Origin of the sequence: Pseudoalteromonas sp. P1-25 (genome assembly GCF_001401805.1) — a bacterium.
In the GTDB taxonomy this organism is placed as follows: domain Bacteria; phylum Pseudomonadota; class Gammaproteobacteria; order Enterobacterales; family Alteromonadaceae; genus Pseudoalteromonas.
On record NZ_LKDW01000009.1, the window covers coordinates 31,076 to 48,871 of the forward strand.

A 17,796-nucleotide genomic window follows, 5' to 3' on the forward strand; every position below is an offset into this window, starting at 1 on the left:
TGCTCATGGTAATGTTTTAGCCTCCACACTTAGAGTACGTTGGGTTTGCCAATATTCTTTTTGACACGCTGCACCGGCAGCACAGTCATTGGCGGCGCACGTTGCTGAGCTTTGTAAATAGTAAATATTAACCGTGCCAGAGCGGGTGCTACTATCGGGCAAGTCGATATATTCACTACAACTCAATTCAACCTCACACTTGGCTAAATAGAGGGTGCTAAAATTCCTATTAGTGGTTACAGCACTGCATGTTTGTGCTGTGCTATTTAGTGCAAAAATTTCACTTAAACCAGTTTCTAACCCGCTTTGCGCTGCCATATAAGCACGCGCGCCGTAATACTCAATGGTATTTTGTTGCGACGCCCCCGATAACACTTTTGAAAGTGCCAGCCCCAGTGCCAGCATAGTGACGATGATCACCAATGTAATTATGAGCAAATTGCCTTGCTGTTTTTTAGCTAAAGTGATGTTTTTTATCTTAGGGAACATTAGGCACATGCACCTCATGGCTAATACTTATTTGTTCGGTGTCGTTAAACCCCATTTGCGCAAACACATTAACAACCGCGCTGCGCTGCAGTGTAACCTCACTCAATATAAAAAAGGCGCTGCTCGTTAAGTCATTTGAAATATAATTACTCATTAAATCGCGTTTAACGCCGGAGCTAACCTGTAAGCTGGCAGCGTTTAATTGGCTTGTAGTAAAGCCGTAATTGCTATAGCGATACAGTGAATTGCCCTCTACACAAAAGCTAACGGGCTGATCCAATAAATAAAGGCGCTTACTCGGTGACTCTTGAGCAAATGCTTTGCTAAATTGCCATGTATCGAGCTCACCTGTAACAGCGCTATAGCCGATGACTTTTAAACGCTTGTTTTGACTTTCATCGTATATATCGCTGCTATTTAATGGGTAGACACTTGCCCAATCGTTTATTTGTGGCTCAGTTAAATTATTAAGTGCAAAATTCACGGCGGTAATCTCAAAAGGAGCGCTAGTGGGTAAATAACCGGTATAGTGAGTGGCAGATAAAAATGGTGTAAATTCTAAACATTGCTGCGTGCTACACGCTCCATTGCTGGCGTTGTCGCAATTTAAGCGCAACGAATTAGGGGTTGCGTGGCGAAGCTCTTTACTTAATCGGGTTAAAATAAAGCGACTTTGCGCCACCGCTTCTTGGCGCTTTACACCTTGGCTATAAATATTAAATCCAGCGCTGATAAACGAAAATGACGCCACGGCTAAAATGCCAATAATTACTATGACAAGTAATAGCTCAACTAAGGTAAAACCCTGTTTTTGCTCTGCTCTATTCATTAATAATTACCTTTGTATGCACTAAAGCCGTACACTTGCCCCAAGGGTGAGGTTACTTCAATGGTAATTCGTTTAAAGGCAACGCCATCGTTATTGGTTGCCTCGTTTAGGTCGCTGTCGTATTGCACCTTCACAGCCAGTGAAAAATCGCTGTATTGCGCTAATGTATTCCCTAAACTATCACTAATAGGCTGCCCGGTGAGCGCAATATAATCATCAACATCGTTAAAATTTGTCCGTGTTTCTCCACTGTCTGCACCCAGTTCAGAGCTAGTACTACAAGGCTGTGCACCTAAGCTGGTCTCAGAGCAGCGCCTAAATGGTGGCGAACGTTCGCTATGTTCATCAAATGATTTAGCTAATATTTCGTTCATTAATGCTTGCCCAAGCTCTGACGCTCTCAGCGCGACAATAGGCTCAGCGCTTTGCTTTGCTTGCGGTGCTATAAGCGCTGTAATAATGCTTAGCGCAATAGCAAACATGACAATGGCTATAATCAGTTCTATTAAGGTAAAGCCTATTTGCTTTTTAGGGGCAGGCATAAATAAGCCCTTCACCGCTAATGCATACAGCTGCAAGGCCGAGATCAATTTTACAAAACACTGCGCAATTTTGATCAGCCCTTCCAAGTGGATCAAAGTTTATTTGCGAAAACGTATTGCCATTGCTATCTAAAGCATTAAAACGTACGTCACTACGCCCAGTGTTTATTTCGACAACTAAATGCTCGCTATTTTTGGTACTTGGGCCGCCCGCACAGGTTTCTGGCTCTGGCCCCGCAACCAAGGTAGGTGAAATATACAGTTTGTGGCAGCTGCTTGTTGCAGTATTTTGCATTGCACGTAATTGTACGGTGCGCAGGGCATTTAATACCCTATCTCTGTATGAGTATGCTTGCTCTGTTGAACTGCCCAGAAACTTGGGCACTGCCGTTACCGACAGTATGCCCAAAATAACTAAGGTAATAATTAGTTCAACAAGGGTGAAGCCACGCAATCGTTGATTACTACTGCTATTCATTTATATAAATTAACACCCACTCGTGATAAGCGTAACAGTAGGAGGCGTTACAGATACTGGCGGCGTGCCGCTGTTTGCATCTGCAGCTTGTGTATATTCAATACGGCAATCATCAGTTTGCACGTAGCTATTAGGGAAAATAATTGCTTTTTCATCAGCGGCAACCTCTACAAGGTTAAAATCAGCTGAGTCGTCAGATGAAAATGTAACATCTAAAAAAGCCTCAAAGGCTGCTTCTGTTGCCGCAGGGTAGCCATAAACAGTCGCTACTGCATCACCAGTATCAACGGTCACCGTGGCTGTCGCTTTTTTATGATCGCTTGCGATAATGGATTTACCATTAACGATGTTCATGCCGCTTCGAATTGAGCCTTGTAAACCTTCGAGTGTAGAAGCATTAGCATCACCTTGCAGGTTTAAAAAACGAGGGGCAGCGGTCACCGCTAAAATACCTAAAATCACGATTACAATTATTAGTTCAACAAGCGTGAAACCTGCTTGCTTATTCATTGGTTGTTTTAATGACTGCATTTTCATAAGTAAGCCTCTTTATTACTTAGTTTTTAAAAATTTGCACTTTGCCTGTAGTTGGAAAGTACGAAAACCCTACGTTTTTTGCTATCACAGCGCCATCGGTAGGTAAGTTGTTAGTGTTTAAATTATGTGTTAAATAATAAATACACTGGTTGTTTTTAGCGTTATAACGCACTAAATAACTCACCTCGGTTATTGCAGAAACCTCGGTACTTAATGTGCTTGTAGGCGCATCTAGTAAAATTACCTTTAATACTTTTTGGCATTTCAGTGCAGTCATTGCGCTGGCCCGCGTATCAGTATTAGTCGTTTTATCACCCGTTGGTGTGCCCCTATTTCCATCGACACCAACAATGACACCTCCGTAGTTAATATGTGTTGTATTATTAACGCCTTTCGGGCGCCCCGATAATTCCCAGTGACTTCTTATCATCGTTACCGCTGAAGCAAACCCACCAGCGACTACATCGACACTCGCGTTATGAGCCTGATTTTTAACCCCTATGTATTGAGGTATAGCAAAAGCCATAATAACTGCCAGTAAAACAACTACTAAAATCAACTCAAACAATGAGAAACCTGTTTCATGAGCGCGCCAGTTATTCACAATGGCTACCCTTTAATAGCCGACATCATGTTCCACATCGGCATAAATATGCCCAGCGCTAAAATAAGCACCATAATGGCAACAAACACGGTCAAAATAGGTTCTATTTTCGCGGTTAAACTGCGTAAATCGTAATCAACTTCTCGCTCATAAAAGTCGGCCGCCTCTTGCAGTAATTCATCTACTCGGCCCGTTTCTTCACCCACAGCCACCATTTGCAGTACCAGTTGTGAAAATAGCTCACTACTTCGCGAAGCACGCAGCAAACTGTCGCCTTTTTCGATATCTTGGCGCATAGTGATAATGGCTTTCTCCATGTAGCTGTTATCAACTGCATGGGCCGTTAACGACAGCCCTGTCGTCATAGGGACGCCGGAGCGAAGCACCATAGCTAAACTTTGGCTATAACGTCCAAGCAAGGTGCGCTTTAAAATATCGCCGACAAAAGGAATTTTTAGTTTGTGGTGATCCCACTTAAAACGTCCAGCCGAGGTATTTATATAGCGACGCCAAGCAAAGACTCCACCAATTAACATCAGCGCCAGCAGCCACCAATAATTGACAAAAAAGTTACTGGTACCGATGAGAACTTGGGTCATTAAAGGCAGCTCTGCATCAAATTTTTCGAACATGCTGGCAAAGGTTGGGATCACAAAAATATTTAAAATGATCATCGCGACTAAAAGCGCCAAAATAACAAACGTGGGGTAACGCATAGCGGCTTTTATTCGTTTACGCGTCTCTTGTTCTTTTTCAAAGTAAATAGCCAGTTGATAAAACGCATCTTCTAATCGCCCTGACCCTTCACCAACCTTAACCATAGAAATAGTTAAGCGGCTAAACACCTTATTGTGTATGGCCAAAGCACTCGATAATTCGCGGCCTTGCTCAAGTTGCCGGGTGACTTCAAGTAATACACTTTTAAACTCTTTATTTTGCGTGGTATCAGCCAAGCCTATCATTGCTCTAATGATAGGAATACCCGCTTTAAGTAATGAATACATTTGCCGTGAAAACATGATCATGTCATCAAGGGTTATTTTTTCACTAAACAAATTATCGAATAACTTAATATTGTTTTTTGTTTCAACCAATGAAATTGATATGGGTATGTATTGACGCTTTAGTAAGCTATCGGCTACACCAGCCTCGTTATTTGCCTCAACACGCCCCTTAACCAGCACGCCTTTGGTGTCTTTGGCTTTGTAACTATATAGCTGCATCGTCACCACCTACTACTTCAGGCACATATTCAGCCACTTTAAACACCTCATCTAACGAGGTAATTCCTTGCTTTGCATACGTTAAAGCCATATAAGATAGCGGTGCAAAATTAGCGCTACATTTAGCCGCTTCGGCAAAACGTTGCGTGTCGTTAATACGCAGAGCATCCATCATAGCGTCGTTCATTTCTAGCAGTTCAAAAATCCCCACCCGGCCTTTATAGCCACTATGGCTACAGGCAGTGCAGCCTTCACCTCGCCAAAACTGTGTGCTGTTAGCATCTTCACCTAAGTAGGTAAGCCAACTTTGTTCTTGTTTATCTGGATGGTATGGTGTTTTACACTCATTGCAGATGCGCCTAACTAAGCGCTGAGCAATAATAGCCCGTAGTGAACTGGCGACTAAATAAGCTGGCGCCCCCATATCAATTAAGCGCATTGCACTTGATATGGCATCGTTGGTATGAAGTGTAGAAAGCACTAAGTGACCCGTTAATGCAGCTCTTAGCCCTATATCTACGGTTTCTTGGTCACGCATTTCGCCAACCATAATAATATCGGGGTCTTGGCGTAGCGTGGTTCTTAGTACACTGGCAAAACTTAAACCAATTTTGTTGTTTATTTGCACCTGATTTACCCGCCCAATGCGGTATTCAACCGGATCTTCTACGGTAATAATTTTACTTTCTTGTTGGTTAAGTTCACTTAAAGCGCCGTACAAAGTGGTGGTTTTACCTGAGCCTGTAGGCCCAGTGACTAACACCATGCCATGCGGGCGTTTTATAATGCTGCGCAAGCGTTTTAAAATATGCACCGGCATGCCTGTTTCATCTAACGATAAAAGCCCTGCAGATTGGTCGAGCAACCGCATCACAACTGACTCACCATATTGCACAGGCATTGTCGATAAACGCACATCAATGCTGTGCGCGTGTACTTTTATATTAAAACGGCCATCTTGCGGTAAACGCTTTTCCGATATATCTAACCCCGACATAAGCTTGAGCCTAAGCACTAAGGCTGAGGCTATTTTTACTTGATTTAGTATGTGCTCTTGTAATACACCATCAACGCGTTGACGAATGCGTAATAGCCTTTCATCGGGCTCTATGTGGATATCTGAGGCGCGTACTTGCACTGCATCTTCAAATATAGATTGCAGTAGTTTTACCACGGTGGCATCAGAGGTTTCATCTGCTAAGGAATTAAGATCAAACTCTTCTACGTCTTCGTATTCTTCGTGTAGCTTTTCAGCAAAGTTAGTAATATCTTCTGTTCGGCGGTACACATTATCAAACGCAGCCATAAGTTGGCTTTCTTGCACTACAGCCAACTCAACTCGCTTAGGGGCTAGCATTGGCGCTAGCTGATCCAACGCTCTCAAATCTGCGGGGTCACTCATCCCGACTAAAACTGAGTCACCATTGTCCTCTATGACTAATGCTCGGTAACGCCTAGCATAAACCTCAGAAAGTAGCTTAGATACATCTGAAGATATTTTCCGCTGCGAAATATCTAAAAATGGTATTTGTAATTGTTGAGCTAAAAAGCGTAATAATTGCGGCTCACTTATAAATTCAAGCGCAATTAATGTAGCCCCTAACTTACGCCCTGACGCGGCTTGCACATTAAGTGCTTCACTTAGCTGCGCTTCGGTGATCATTTGCTCATGAACGAGTAAATCCCCTAAACGCATTTTTAAACTGGGTCTCATAACGCCTCCTTCAATGCAACTAAACGCTGTAGTGCATGTTGCGTCATTGCGGCATTTAAACCGCCTAAATCGAGTGCAACTTTATAAAGGTGCTTTGCATCAGCAAACTCTCCCAACGCATCTTTTGAAGTTGCTAACGCCAGCCACCATTTAGCCTGCTGAGGCTGAAGCTGTGTAAGTTGTGTAAAACTCGCAAGCGCTATTTGATGTTGCTGCGTATTTTGTGCTGCAGTGCCTTTTAATACCCAAAACTCCAAGTTTGCTTGCGGCTCAAGTTCGGTTATAAGCAGTTTAAGCACGCCTTCGTACTCTTGTTGCATAATTAAAATTTTACTGAGCATTACGCGCCACTGCACAACCTCAGGGTTTATTTTTATGCCAGCAACTAATAACTGCTGAGCCATAAGTACATCTTGTTGCTGAAAGTAGGTTGCCGCGAGTAAGTTTCGCGCTTCTACATGCTCAGGTTGTGTTTGTAAAATAGCGGTTAAATCGTTAATCGCATCATCATATAAAGCAAATTCCAACGCTTGTTTAGCACGCTTTAATTGCTGTGCTATGCGCTGGGCTTTGCTTTGCTTAACACTGGCAGTTTTTACTAATTTATTTTCAACGGGTGGCTGCTCAGCCTGTGTAATACTTTTTACTGGTGCACTGCTTTTTGCTTCAAGTGGGGCATTTATCTCTGTACTAGCGGCTACTTTTACGCTTGTCTCTGTGGGGCTGTTTTTTTTGCTTAGTAGCGTGTCTTTCTCTACAGCGTGTTGCTGTATTACTTCGTCTTTTGCCTGCTTAAGCAACGCGTTATTGCTTTGCTCCTGCGCCAGTTTTTTTTGCGCAACTGCAGGAGTGTAAGCCGCTTCAGCAGCTGTTCTCTCTTCGCTTAATGGTTTTAAAGGCTTAATTACTGGGGTAATTTTAGCTTGAGCAATTTCAACCGGCTGGCTGCTATTATTAACAGCATGGGCTTTTTCAGCTGTGTCGCTACTCGTTTGAGGGGCTTGTGCAAAAGGCAAATAAAGGTAGGCTGTAAAAATAATTACAATCGCGAGTAACACACTCAATACTTTAAATAATACATCATGGTAGTCGCGTACGGGGGGAATAGCGACCCCAGCAATTTGCTGCTTACGCTGAGCATTTTGGCGCTGGTCGATGTTTTTGAGCATGTTATTAATCACACTCATAGCCATTGCCTCCATAACCACATAACTGCAATAGCAAACACACTAATAGCTAATAAGCTGTAAGCCAAGTAATGGTTAGCATGGTGCTTTTTGCAATCTTCGGTGTCTGCAATGGCAAGATGTACATGGCGCGGTGTTACTTTATTAAGGCCTTCGCCGTATGCTTGCAGTAAAGCTTTGTGGCATAAAATATTGACCAACCGTGGAATGCCTCGACTTGCACGCGCTATTTTTAATCCTAATCGATTAGTAAATAGTAGTGGCTGATTAAAACCCGCCACCTGTAAACGGTGATTAATATAATAAATAACCTCACTGGCGGTCATTGCACGCAATGAGTATGAAAAACTAATACGCTGGCGTAACTGCCTCACCTTACTATTAGCTAGCTTTTCATCTAATTCTGGCTGGCCAAATAGCACCACCTGAATAAGCTTTTCGGTTTCGGTTTCTAGGTTTGTAAATAATCGAAGTGCTTCAAGTGTATCCCAACTCAGGCACTGTGCTTCATCTATTAATAACACAACCCGTTCGTTATCTTCTTGTAGCTCAAGTAAGTAATGATTTATTTGCTGACTTAACGATTGCTGATCTAGCGTTTTATCTACCTCCATACCAAGCTCTACAGCAATAGCCCAGCGTAACTCTTCAGGGCTTAAATAAGAATTAGGTAAATAAGCCACGAAATAGTCTTCTTCAATTTGATTTAAAAGTTTTCTGCATAGTAAGGTTTTGCCTGTCCCTACTTCCCCTGTTACTTTTATAAACCCTTCACCCATTTCTAGCGCAGTGGTCAGCACTTGCATGGCTTCGTGGTGTGGTTCAAGCGCACAAAAAAACTCAGTGTTTGGGGTTAAGGTGAAAGGCATTTCACTTAAATTAAAAAAGCTTAAATACATAGTTAGTTCTCATACCATGTATTTAATAGCGCGCGACTATGAGCCTGTTGCTTTTTCCATGTGTCGGGCATCACCACCGTTGGCTTGATTAAAATAACGAGCTCTTTTTTCTCTTGGCGCTTACTAATACTTTTAAACAAGTTACCTAATATTGGCACATCGCCCAAAATCGGTGTTTTCGACTCTTCATCTTCCGTCGTGGTTTGCATTAACCCACCTATTACGACTATTTCACCACTTTGAGCGCGGATCACCGTATCAGATTCACGAATATTGCTTTGTGCAAGCGGCAACTCAAAACGCTGATCATCTAATGTAATCACCTTTAGCTGCTCTTCTGTTTCGGTTACCGAAGGATGAACATGTAAAATAACTGAGCCATATTTATCAATTTGCGGTGTGACATCGAGCGCAATGCCCGAAAAAAACGGCGTTAGGTCTATTTCTGGTGACGTAGTCGTTGAGGTACCCGTTACCGTTGTGCTCGAAACATTAGTAACAAAGTACTCATCTTGTCCTACTTTAATCACGGCTTTTTGATTGTTTGTAGCCGTTACACGGGGGTTAGAAAGCATTTGTAGGTCACCCTGGGTTTCAAGCAAGCTAATTACCCCGCTAAAGTCGCCTTTTTCAATCGTTAACGAGGAGACCCCTCCTAAAGTAGCTGAAATAGAATTACCTATGCTGCCTGCTGTTGTTGCAAAGGACACCCCACCTTCTAACCCTCTAGAAATTCGCTCCCAGTTAACTCCTTGTTGGTACTCATCTTTTAGAGTTATTTCGACAATTTTAGCTTCAAGAATAACTTGTCGCTGAAGGTTTTCTTGGCTTTGGCGTAAAAAATCTTTTAACTGGTTTATTTCACTTGGCAAGGCATTAACCGTAACTAAGCTTGCCTGCGGGCTGGCAACTACATAACGTCCATCGTTTGAGCCAATAAGCGATTTAAGAGCAAGTTCAAGCTCCTTCCAAAAGTCGTTTTGATTAATTGTTTGGATGCGAGAGCCATTTAACTCAGTATTCTGATTATCGCTGCCAAACTGATTATTTTGGCTCGAATTATTGCTGCTGTATGAGTTTGAGTTTGAACTTGAGTTGTTTTGTGAGAACTGGCTTACCCCACCTGCAACAACACTTACCGTTGATTGCCCATGGCGCTGCATCATTAAATAATTAACCGGTATAGTTTCTGTGCGCATAATTGCAGGTAGCACCTGTACAATACGCCCTTCTTGAACAATATCTAATGGGTACATGCGTTTAATAACCGCTATCACTTCTTCAAAGGTTACGTTTTTTAAATTTAAAGAAATAACACCGCTTACCTGTGGGTGTACTGCAACGCTGTATGGCGTATCAGCCGTTAAGCCATTAAAAAATGAGCTTATTTCTACCTCTTTTGCGGCTACATCAAAACGTTTTACAGCTAACTCATTGGTTAGGCTTTGCTCACTATTAAGTGATGAAAGTAGGCTTTGTGTTAGCGCACTACTTACCTCTACCGGTGCCACACTTTTTGCTTTGTTACTGACAGGCGCAAGCTCTTGAGCAATATGTGGCTGAATCTCTTTTCCGGGCTTAAAACTATGGCACGCCGTTAAAAAAGGCGGTATTAAAATAAGCGCAAGCCATGGCTTTGTTGTATTATTTTTTAATTTCATAGTCGTATAATTCTAATTTTATTTGCTTATCATCATTTGCTAACAGCACTGAATTAGCGTTTATTGTTAGCACCCGAAACTCACCTACTACATCTCCTGGCTTATATACCTGCTTAGAAATAATCGCTTTGTATTGCTTTTCGGTTTTAATAATTGACTGTAACAACAGCGCTGTATTACTTACTGCTGCGCCATTTATTATTGGTGTTTTGCTAGGTTGTGTAGGGTCGCGCAGTATTTCAGCTGAACTAATAACAGGGAAAAAACATATGCAAATCACACACAAACTATAAAGCAATAAATTTTTCATTGGCGCTCACCGTGGCTATTTGTAATGTTAACTCTGCATTAGGGTATGTTTTCACTTGATAATTAAATTGCTGTATAAGCAGCTTTTGTTGGCTTGCTTTAAGGCCTTCTAAGTATCCTTGTAAACTAAAATAACGTCCCTGCAATGTAACCACCATTTGGTGCTCAAAAAACAGCGTTTGCGTATCGTGTTCACCCAGTTTTTCTACATCAATTGCTTTTGCTGGGTTTACCCTAAAGCTAACAACACGCACATCCGGTGTGTTTACGAATAGATCCCTTAATACAGCGGGTACTTTGTTAGCCGAAATAAAACCTTGGCTAAACATACTTAGCTTATTATTTATCTCTTCTAACTCGCGCTGTGTTTGCCCAACCTGATTTCTTAGTACTTTTGTGTAGTCATGCTCTAATGCCTGTGTAAGCATAGAAAGCTGTGCTTCATTTTGGTTTATTTTTTGCCACAATTCATTTTGCTTAATGCGTAAATTGTTTACTGCATCTTGCTGTGGGAACACTACAAACCATAATCCCAAGTAAACAATCAGAAATAAGCCAACAAATAGCACTGAATACTTTTCGCGCTGCTGCAACGTTGCGAATCTTGTTTGGTATTTAACAAATAATGGCCAGCCTTTTTTTTCACTTTGCTCACTCATTGCGTTACCTCACTTGAACTAAGTTCTGTAGCCACATTAAACTCGCTCACGCCATCTCTGCTCGACAGTTCCAGCACTGAAAACTCCTTCCCTTTGAAAAAGCTCGAATGCTTGAGATTAGCAAGCCAAATAGGTAAAAATTTGGCTTGCTGAGTACGCCCTTTGAGCATTACTTTTTGACCTTCAAACTTTATCTGATCGAGCCAAATTTGCGGCTCGTGGTACGCGGCCAAATCATGCATCACATCTGCGTAATCTGTTTTGGTATGCATAGATGTGTTTTCTAAATAATCAAACACCTGTTGTTTATGCAATATCTCTTGTTGCAGTACTTTTAGTTCATCAATCAAATGCGATTTATTTTGTTTATCAGCTAAGCGCTGCTTTACCACACTTAATTGCTGTTGTGTGTGTGTTAAATAGGCCTCGCTTTGTGTTACTAATTGCAGACTTTTATGCTCTTCGTATAAATAAAAAAGCCAAGTTAATGCAACTACACATAAGGTAGCTAGCCAAAGTACTAGCATGCCTTTAAAAGGAACGGGGTCGCGCCTAACCCTAATCGCTTTTTGGTAAAAGTTAATCCGTGTTTTCATAGCACTGAATCCGGACTGGTTAATTGATACGCGGCCCCCAATGCGTAATAGAAGCTTGGCTCAAGATCTTGGGCTAGATCGATATTAGGTTTGAAATCAACAACTTTTACTTGTAAAAATTCTGCAAGGCCAGCCCTTAAAGTCAAAGACGACAGGTCATCGCAGTGCAGCTGAATACTTCTAATAGGAGGCTGCTTTAATTGGCTTTCAAAAAAGTCCATTGATCTTTGAATCTCAAGACCAAGGGCTTCTACTAGCCCGTGTGTACGCTCTTTATCCGAAATACCTAAAAACCCGTTCAATCGTCTAGCTAATAAAAGCTGACCATCGCGAATAATTAAAATACGTGGCTCGTGCCCTGCGTGTTGCACTATAAGCATGTGTGCACTTTTATCTTCACCAAACAAGGTTACTAAAATCATCTCTTCCGAGGTCATTGCCCTGAGGACAGGCTTTATTTTTGAAAAGCTATCGATAAAAGGCAGTAACTGAAGTTTATTGGTAATAAACACATTCATTTTACTGCTTTGCATAGGCTGAACGATTGGGTAATCGATAAAATCGGCAACAATGTTCTCTGGCGGAATATCAACTAAATCTTTTGTTGTCCAAGGTAAGGATTGAATGATTTCTTCGTCACTCAACATGGGTTTATCCATTTGCACTATTTGATAAAAATAGTGAGGCACCACTAAATTTACTGGGCACACCTCTGCACAAACTTCATTTGTGCAAGTTGCAATAGCAGCTGTATAATCTGTGAGGTCTTCAACATTCACGCTATATGAGTTATGAACGTACCACTGCCCTTGATTTTTTTTTAAACACACTGCTTTTACAGTATCTGCATAAGTAGCAATACCAATTGATGTGCTAGAGTCTAAACTGCGATTTAACCAAGATAACAACGAAAACAGCTTTTTTTTCATACAGCTACTATTGTTAATAAGAGATTAACTAAGTGTCGTACAAGATTGTTGGTTTGCAAGTATAAACACGAGAAATAATGCTTAATTTATTTAATATTGAAAAAGAAAGCCCAATACAACAAATAGATAGCAATTGTCTAAAAAAAAGAAACATACGCTTAAGCATTAAAAGAGATGACCTGCTCCACCCACTTATTAGTGGTAACAAATGGCGTAAACTAAAATATAATTTACAGCACATGCAAGCCACCAATAAAACACAGTTACTCACTTTTGGAGGCGCGTTTTCTAACCATATTCATGCCTGCGCTGGGGCGGGTAAATTATTTAATATAAAAACCCACGCCATCATTAGAGGACCCCATTTAGACACCCAAAACCCCACAGTGCGATTTGCTAAACAATGTGCAATGGACTTACATGTGGTTACGCGTATTGAATATAAGCAGCGCCATGACCCAGATTACTTAGCTCAGCTGCAAGCACAATTCCCCTATGCATACATAATTCCAGAGGGTGGAAGTAATACACATGCCTTGCCAGGGTGTGCTGAGCTTGCTAAAAGCTTACCTAAGCATGATTACTTAATCTGTCCCACAGGCAGTGGCGGGACACTTGCAGGTTTAATTGAAGGCAGCTTTGAGGACACACAGCTGCTAGGAATTGCGGTATTAAAGCAAGCCGAATACCTTAACAAAGAAATTACAACACTTAGTAAAAAAGCCGCCCAGCAATCAAATTGGCAACTACTTACAGAGTTTCATGGTGGCGGTTATGGTAAGTTTACCAATGAATTGTGGCAGTTTTGCCAACGCATGCAGCAGCGCCATAACTTACCCCTTGAACCTATATACAGTGGTAAAATGATGTATGCATTATGGCAGCTGATCGAACAAGACTACTTTGCTGCTGGTAGTCATATAATGGCTATTCATACAGGCGGTTTACAGGGGCTCAATGGTTTAAAGTATCGTGGCTTGATTTAGTAATTATTCCTAATAAAACGTGGCATGTGTGTACTCTTGCAGAGGCTCAGAAAAGTAAAAGCCTTGTGCCGCAACTACACCTAGTTTAGCCAACATAAGTAGCTCTTTTTGGGTTTCTACACCCACCGCATACACAGGCATATTGAGCAACTTGCTTTGCGCTACAATATTTTTAACCTGTTTTTGTTGTTGAGCCTTTTCATCTACATTATGTACAAGCGCGTAGCCTAGCTTTATAGCACTGGCTATTGGTTGAGAAGCTATTTGGTCAATATGTTCAACACTCTGTACATTATCAATCACCACTACACTTTTTAGGGCCGTGAGTTTTTCAAAAGCGTAGGTCAATTTTGTTTGGTATTTAATAAAGTCAGCTTCACTAATTTCAAATTGTAGCTTACGCTCTTTTGTGAACGCCTGCATATTGGTTACAAACCAATCCCAAAACTTTTCGTTAAACCAATTACTTATATGTAAATTAATACTCACTGCAAGCTCGTTAGGCTCTGTCAAAATCAGCTTTTTAACCTGCAGGAGTACCGCTTTATCTAGCTCAAATGCCTGAAGATTATCAAAGCCTTGGTTAATAAAGTAACGTGCTGCTAATAAACCATGTGGCTGCTGCCTAATTCTGATTAACACCTCATGTTGTACAATATCGCCACTGGTGATCATAAATAATGGTTGAAAAAATAAAATAAACTTTTTCTTTTTAATATTTTCAATAACTTGGCCACAAGATATTAACTTCTCTTGATCGTGCTGCAAAGTAAGCCTATGCCAATGTTGGATCACGTTTTTTTCTGAAAAAAGCAAGGCAGACTTAGCTAACTTAAAAATAACAGGTTGCTCGGCTGCATACCGATAATCACACAAACCAACTTTTATGTTTTTACGTTTTACAGTACTTCGATAGCGCCTACAAATTTGATAAACGCATTCATGAAGATTTTCACTGTATGTATCTAGCTTTTCTACCGGAATATTATTTAAGGTGATAGCGACATTATTTGCATCAAATAAGTTTACAGATACTGAGGGGAGCTCTTTAAAATACTTTGCTATCATTACCTTAAAACTTGCTTGTATATCGGTATTTTCATCAAATACACAATCACACTTCACAATTGCGAATAAACTATGCCTTGCTGTAGTAGCCCCATACATAGATTTTACTTCGCAATTTAGCGTAGCTATTTGAGTTGAAGGTTTTTTAGCTGCTTTAGTCTGAGTGCGCGGTAGTGGTATGTTGGCAGTTGGCTTATTGATGATTACTTTCCACCATCTAACCCACCAGCTGGCAGCGCCCAACATAATAAGATTTAATAATAAAAATAAGTACGCTTGTTCAACCCAAGCGGGCCAGTGATATAAACTTATGCTAAGTGTTTTATAGCTAAATACATCGTGTTGTATATTGACTAAGTATTTAAAATGCTCTGCATTAGAGTGTGCAGTTAGCATAAAGCCCTTACTCTGCACTAAAGCCTGCACTATTTCTTTATCAGCATTAGCGTTAATTTTCAGCTCATAAATTTGCTGTGTTAACTGCTGGCCATTTTTGTGGATTTTTTTATGGAGCGTATTATTTAAAAGCACATTAAAAATAATGACTACCAGCAAAAAACTCGTTAAGTACATTATTTTTTTTTGCTTACCAAGTTTTATAAAGGCTTTATGCATAGTGCTCTCTGTGGCAACGCGACTATTTAAAGTGTTGTTCAAAATAGTCATTAGCACAAGCAGACTAAGCAAGTTTAAATGTTTATAATTTTTCTAAACAAAAAACCCCGTGCAAACGGGGTTTTGGCAAATAGTTTATTACTTTTCGGGTTGCTCGCCCCGCGCGTTTAATATCATTTCGCCGTCTTCCTTGTATAGCTCGCCTTTAGGCCATTGCGCTAACAGCGTTAAAACGTGCTCACTAGGGCGACACAGTTTAACCCCTTTTTCGGTGCACACTATAGGTCTGTTAACGAGTACTGGGTGCGTAAGCATGGCCTCTAAAATAGCTTCATCTGTTATGTTTTCATTCAACAAACCAAGTTTTTTAGCAGGCGATTTACTCACTCTCAACGCTGTTTTTGGTGTTAAATTTGCTGCGGCAAATAACGCTAACAATTGAGATTTTGTCCAGCCTTCTTTAAGGTATTCAATAACAATGGGGTTATAGCCAGCGGCCTTAATAACCTGCAATACATTGCGCGATGTACCACAATCGGGGTTATGATGAATAACAACCATACCGCTCTCCTAGTTAAACCAATAACGCGTTTTATTAGCAAAATAAACTAAGCTAAGCATAACAGGTACTTCAACAAGCACCCCTACAACGGTGGCAAGCGCAGCGCCAGAGTGTAAACCAAATAATGAAATAGCCACGGCAACAGCCAGCTCAAAAAAGTTAGAGGTTGCAATCATGCAAGCAGGCGCTGCAATACTATGAGCTAGGCCCATTTTTTTTGCAGCTATATAAGCTATTGCAAAAATACCATACGTTTGAATAAGCAACGGAATAGCAATCAATACAATGGCTTCTGGTTTATCTATTAAAGTTTGAGACTGAAAACCAAACAAAAGCGCCACCGTTGCCAGTAAACCAATGATGGAATATGGTTTCATTACCTTTAAAAAGTGATTTAACCGTGTGTGATCTTCACCTTTATCCAACTTTTTGCGGGTAATAGCGCCTGCTATTAATGGAATAAGTACATACAAAACCACTGAAAGTATTAACGTGTCCCACGGTACCGTTATGTCTGTTACCCCTAGTAATAAGCCTGCAATGGGCGCAAAGGCAAAAATCATAATAATATCGTTAATAGATACCTGCACTAACGTGTAATTAGCATCACCTTTTGTTAATTGGCTCCACACAAATACCATTGCAGTACATGGTGCTACACCTAATAAAATCATACCGGCTATGTATTCTGTCGCTGTTTGTGGGTCAACAAAGTCTGCAAAAATACCTTTAAAAAATAACCACCCTAGTAAGGCCATGGTAAAGGGCTTTATGAGCCAGTTGATAACAACTGTCAGCACTAAGCCTTTAGGCTTTTTACCTACGTCTTTAATGGAGGAGAAGTCAATTTGCACCATCATCGGGTAAATCATAAACCAAATAAGTACAGCGATAACAATATTTACATGTGCATATTCTAAGCTTGCAACAACACTAAATATATCGGGTATCGCGTAACCAGCTATAATGCCTACCGCAATTGCCAGCGCTACCCACACCGATAAAAAACGCTCAAATAACCCCACAGTAACCTCCTAAATGTCTTTTTGATTTACGCGTTTGCTGAGCTGCTCTGCTGTTTCTACTCGTTCAGAATACCTATCAACAAAGTGTTCTTTTTGGTCACGCATTAATAAAGTAAATTTTACGAGCTCTTCCATTACATCCACAATTCGATTGTAAAAAGCGGAAGGCTTCATTCGGCCACTCTCTTCAAATTCTAAAAACGCTTTAGGCACAGATGACTGATTAGGTATTGTTACCATGCGCATCCAACGCCCTAGTACGCGTAACTGATTAACCACATTAAATGACTGCGAACCACCACAAACCTGCATTACAGCCAACGTTTTACCTTGCGTAGGCCTCACTCCTCCTAAGCTTAATGGGATCCAATCAATCTGATTTTTAAATACGCTTGTCATAGCACCATGACGTTCTGGCGAGCACCATACTTGCCCTTCAGACCAAAGCATTAAATCACGCAACTCTTGCACTTTAGGGTGCGTCTCATCTTCACTATCTGTTATGGGTAACCCCTCAGGGTTAAATATTTTAACCTCAGCACCAAAGTGGGTTAGCAAGCGCGCACTCTCTTCTATAACCAACTTGCTATATGAGCGGGCTCGCAGCGATCCGTATAACAATAAAATTTTAGGCTTATGAGATGAAAACGTTCGTGTGAAATCCTTAACGCTAGGAGGAATGCTTTGTGAGAGTGCTAAATTAGGTAGCTCGTGCTCAATTGATTTACTCATAACCTTTAACCTTATAGCTCTGTAGCGAACTAAACACATATGAAAAAACAGATATATGAAATTTCACATATGAAAACATCAGAGTCAACTCTATTTATACCCATCCGCTTAATTAAGTGAGCTATTTGGGGGATGGAAAAACGTGTTGATAG

The 17,796-nt window shown here is 40.9% G+C and carries 20 protein-coding genes; 1 reads left to right on the forward strand and 19 read right to left on the reverse strand.

Going from position 1 to position 17,796, the window contains the following annotated elements; genetic code table 11:
- Positions 1-3 precede the first annotated feature (3 nt).
- Genes AN393_RS07755 through AN393_RS07825 form a run of 15 tightly spaced genes read right to left on the reverse strand, consistent with a single transcriptional unit; the run spans position 4 to position 12,656 of the window.
- The gene (locus tag AN393_RS07755) at positions 4-489 is read right to left on the reverse strand and encodes a hypothetical protein (RefSeq protein WP_055017764.1); all 486 of its coding nucleotides are present in this window, start codon (positions 487-489) and stop codon (positions 4-6) included.
- Entirely contained in the window at positions 479-1,318 is an 840-nt protein-coding gene (locus AN393_RS07760; RefSeq protein WP_055014622.1) for a type II secretion system protein, read from the reverse strand. Before AN393_RS07760 ends, AN393_RS07755 begins: the two co-directional genes overlap by 11 nt.
- Positions 1,318-1,860, reverse strand: coding sequence for a type II secretion system protein (locus AN393_RS07765; protein ID WP_055014621.1), 543 nt, complete (start codon positions 1,858-1,860; stop codon positions 1,318-1,320). The genes AN393_RS07760 and AN393_RS07765 overlap by 1 nt, the downstream gene beginning before the upstream one ends.
- The gene (locus AN393_RS07770; protein WP_055017765.1) at positions 1,847-2,338 is read right to left on the reverse strand and encodes a Tfp pilus assembly protein FimT/FimU; all 492 of its coding nucleotides are present in this window, start codon (positions 2,336-2,338) and stop codon (positions 1,847-1,849) included. The genes AN393_RS07765 and AN393_RS07770 overlap by 14 nt, the downstream gene beginning before the upstream one ends.
- Before the next feature lie 9 nt (positions 2,339-2,347).
- A complete protein-coding gene (locus tag AN393_RS07775) occupies positions 2,348-2,875 on the reverse strand; it encodes a prepilin-type N-terminal cleavage/methylation domain-containing protein (protein WP_055017766.1) in 528 nt (175 codons plus the stop codon).
- A 19-nt stretch (positions 2,876-2,894) separates the two neighbouring features.
- On the reverse strand, positions 2,895-3,479 hold the full coding sequence (locus AN393_RS07780) for a prepilin-type N-terminal cleavage/methylation domain-containing protein (RefSeq protein WP_055017767.1): 585 nt from the start codon (positions 3,477-3,479) through the stop codon (positions 2,895-2,897).
- Between the two features lie 5 nt (positions 3,480-3,484).
- Positions 3,485-4,702 (reverse strand): type II secretion system F family protein, encoded by a 1,218-nt coding sequence (locus AN393_RS07785; RefSeq protein ID WP_055014617.1) that lies wholly within the window; start codon positions 4,700-4,702, stop codon positions 3,485-3,487.
- Positions 4,689-6,416, reverse strand: a complete 1,728-nt coding sequence (locus tag AN393_RS07790; RefSeq protein ID WP_055014616.1) for a GspE/PulE family protein — start codon at positions 6,414-6,416, stop codon at positions 4,689-4,691. The genes AN393_RS07785 and AN393_RS07790 overlap by 14 nt, the downstream gene beginning before the upstream one ends.
- Complete coding sequence (locus AN393_RS07795; RefSeq protein ID WP_055017768.1) at positions 6,413-7,603, reverse strand: M48 family metallopeptidase; 1,191 nt, start codon at positions 7,601-7,603, stop codon at positions 6,413-6,415. Before AN393_RS07795 ends, AN393_RS07790 begins: the two co-directional genes overlap by 4 nt.
- Positions 7,600-8,502 (reverse strand): ExeA family protein, encoded by a 903-nt coding sequence (locus AN393_RS07800; RefSeq protein WP_055017769.1) that lies wholly within the window; start codon positions 8,500-8,502, stop codon positions 7,600-7,602. The genes AN393_RS07795 and AN393_RS07800 overlap by 4 nt, the downstream gene beginning before the upstream one ends.
- A 2-nt stretch (positions 8,503-8,504) precedes the next feature.
- Positions 8,505-10,163, reverse strand: coding sequence for a pilus (MSHA type) biogenesis protein MshL (mshL, locus tag AN393_RS07805; protein WP_055014613.1), 1,659 nt, complete (start codon positions 10,161-10,163; stop codon positions 8,505-8,507).
- The gene (locus AN393_RS07810; protein WP_055014612.1) at positions 10,147-10,473 is read right to left on the reverse strand and encodes a hypothetical protein; all 327 of its coding nucleotides are present in this window, start codon (positions 10,471-10,473) and stop codon (positions 10,147-10,149) included. Before AN393_RS07810 ends, mshL begins: the two co-directional genes overlap by 17 nt.
- Positions 10,451-11,131: a hypothetical protein gene (locus AN393_RS07815; protein WP_055014611.1), complete on the reverse strand. Its 681-nt coding sequence runs from the start codon at positions 11,129-11,131 to the stop codon at positions 10,451-10,453. The genes AN393_RS07810 and AN393_RS07815 overlap by 23 nt, the downstream gene beginning before the upstream one ends.
- The gene (locus AN393_RS07820) at positions 11,128-11,727 is read right to left on the reverse strand and encodes a PilN domain-containing protein (protein ID WP_055014610.1); all 600 of its coding nucleotides are present in this window, start codon (positions 11,725-11,727) and stop codon (positions 11,128-11,130) included. Before AN393_RS07820 ends, AN393_RS07815 begins: the two co-directional genes overlap by 4 nt.
- Positions 11,724-12,656: a hypothetical protein gene (locus AN393_RS07825; RefSeq protein ID WP_055014609.1), complete on the reverse strand. Its 933-nt coding sequence runs from the start codon at positions 12,654-12,656 to the stop codon at positions 11,724-11,726. The genes AN393_RS07820 and AN393_RS07825 overlap by 4 nt, the downstream gene beginning before the upstream one ends.
- A 77-nt stretch (positions 12,657-12,733) precedes the next feature.
- Between AN393_RS07825 and AN393_RS07830 the strand changes: the two genes are divergently transcribed.
- The gene (locus AN393_RS07830) at positions 12,734-13,642 is read left to right on the forward strand and encodes a 1-aminocyclopropane-1-carboxylate deaminase/D-cysteine desulfhydrase (protein WP_055017770.1); all 909 of its coding nucleotides are present in this window, start codon (positions 12,734-12,736) and stop codon (positions 13,640-13,642) included.
- 9 nt (positions 13,643-13,651) lie between these two features.
- Here the strand turns inward: AN393_RS07830 and AN393_RS07835 are convergent, their stop codons facing one another.
- The 4 genes from AN393_RS07835 to arsH form a co-directional block, all read right to left on the reverse strand.
- Positions 13,652-15,325: an EAL domain-containing protein gene (locus AN393_RS07835; protein ID WP_055017800.1), complete on the reverse strand. Its 1,674-nt coding sequence runs from the start codon at positions 15,323-15,325 to the stop codon at positions 13,652-13,654.
- A gap of 138 nt (positions 15,326-15,463) precedes the next feature.
- The gene (arsC, locus tag AN393_RS07840; RefSeq protein ID WP_055017771.1) at positions 15,464-15,886 is read right to left on the reverse strand and encodes an arsenate reductase (glutaredoxin); all 423 of its coding nucleotides are present in this window, start codon (positions 15,884-15,886) and stop codon (positions 15,464-15,466) included.
- Positions 15,887-15,895: 9 nt separating this feature from the next.
- Positions 15,896-16,912 (reverse strand): ACR3 family arsenite efflux transporter, encoded by a 1,017-nt coding sequence (gene arsB, locus AN393_RS07845; RefSeq protein ID WP_055017772.1) that lies wholly within the window; start codon positions 16,910-16,912, stop codon positions 15,896-15,898.
- A gap of 9 nt (positions 16,913-16,921) precedes the next feature.
- A complete protein-coding gene (gene arsH / locus AN393_RS07850; RefSeq protein ID WP_055014605.1) occupies positions 16,922-17,644 on the reverse strand; it encodes an arsenical resistance protein ArsH in 723 nt (240 codons plus the stop codon).
- Positions 17,645-17,796: the final 152 nt, after the last annotated feature.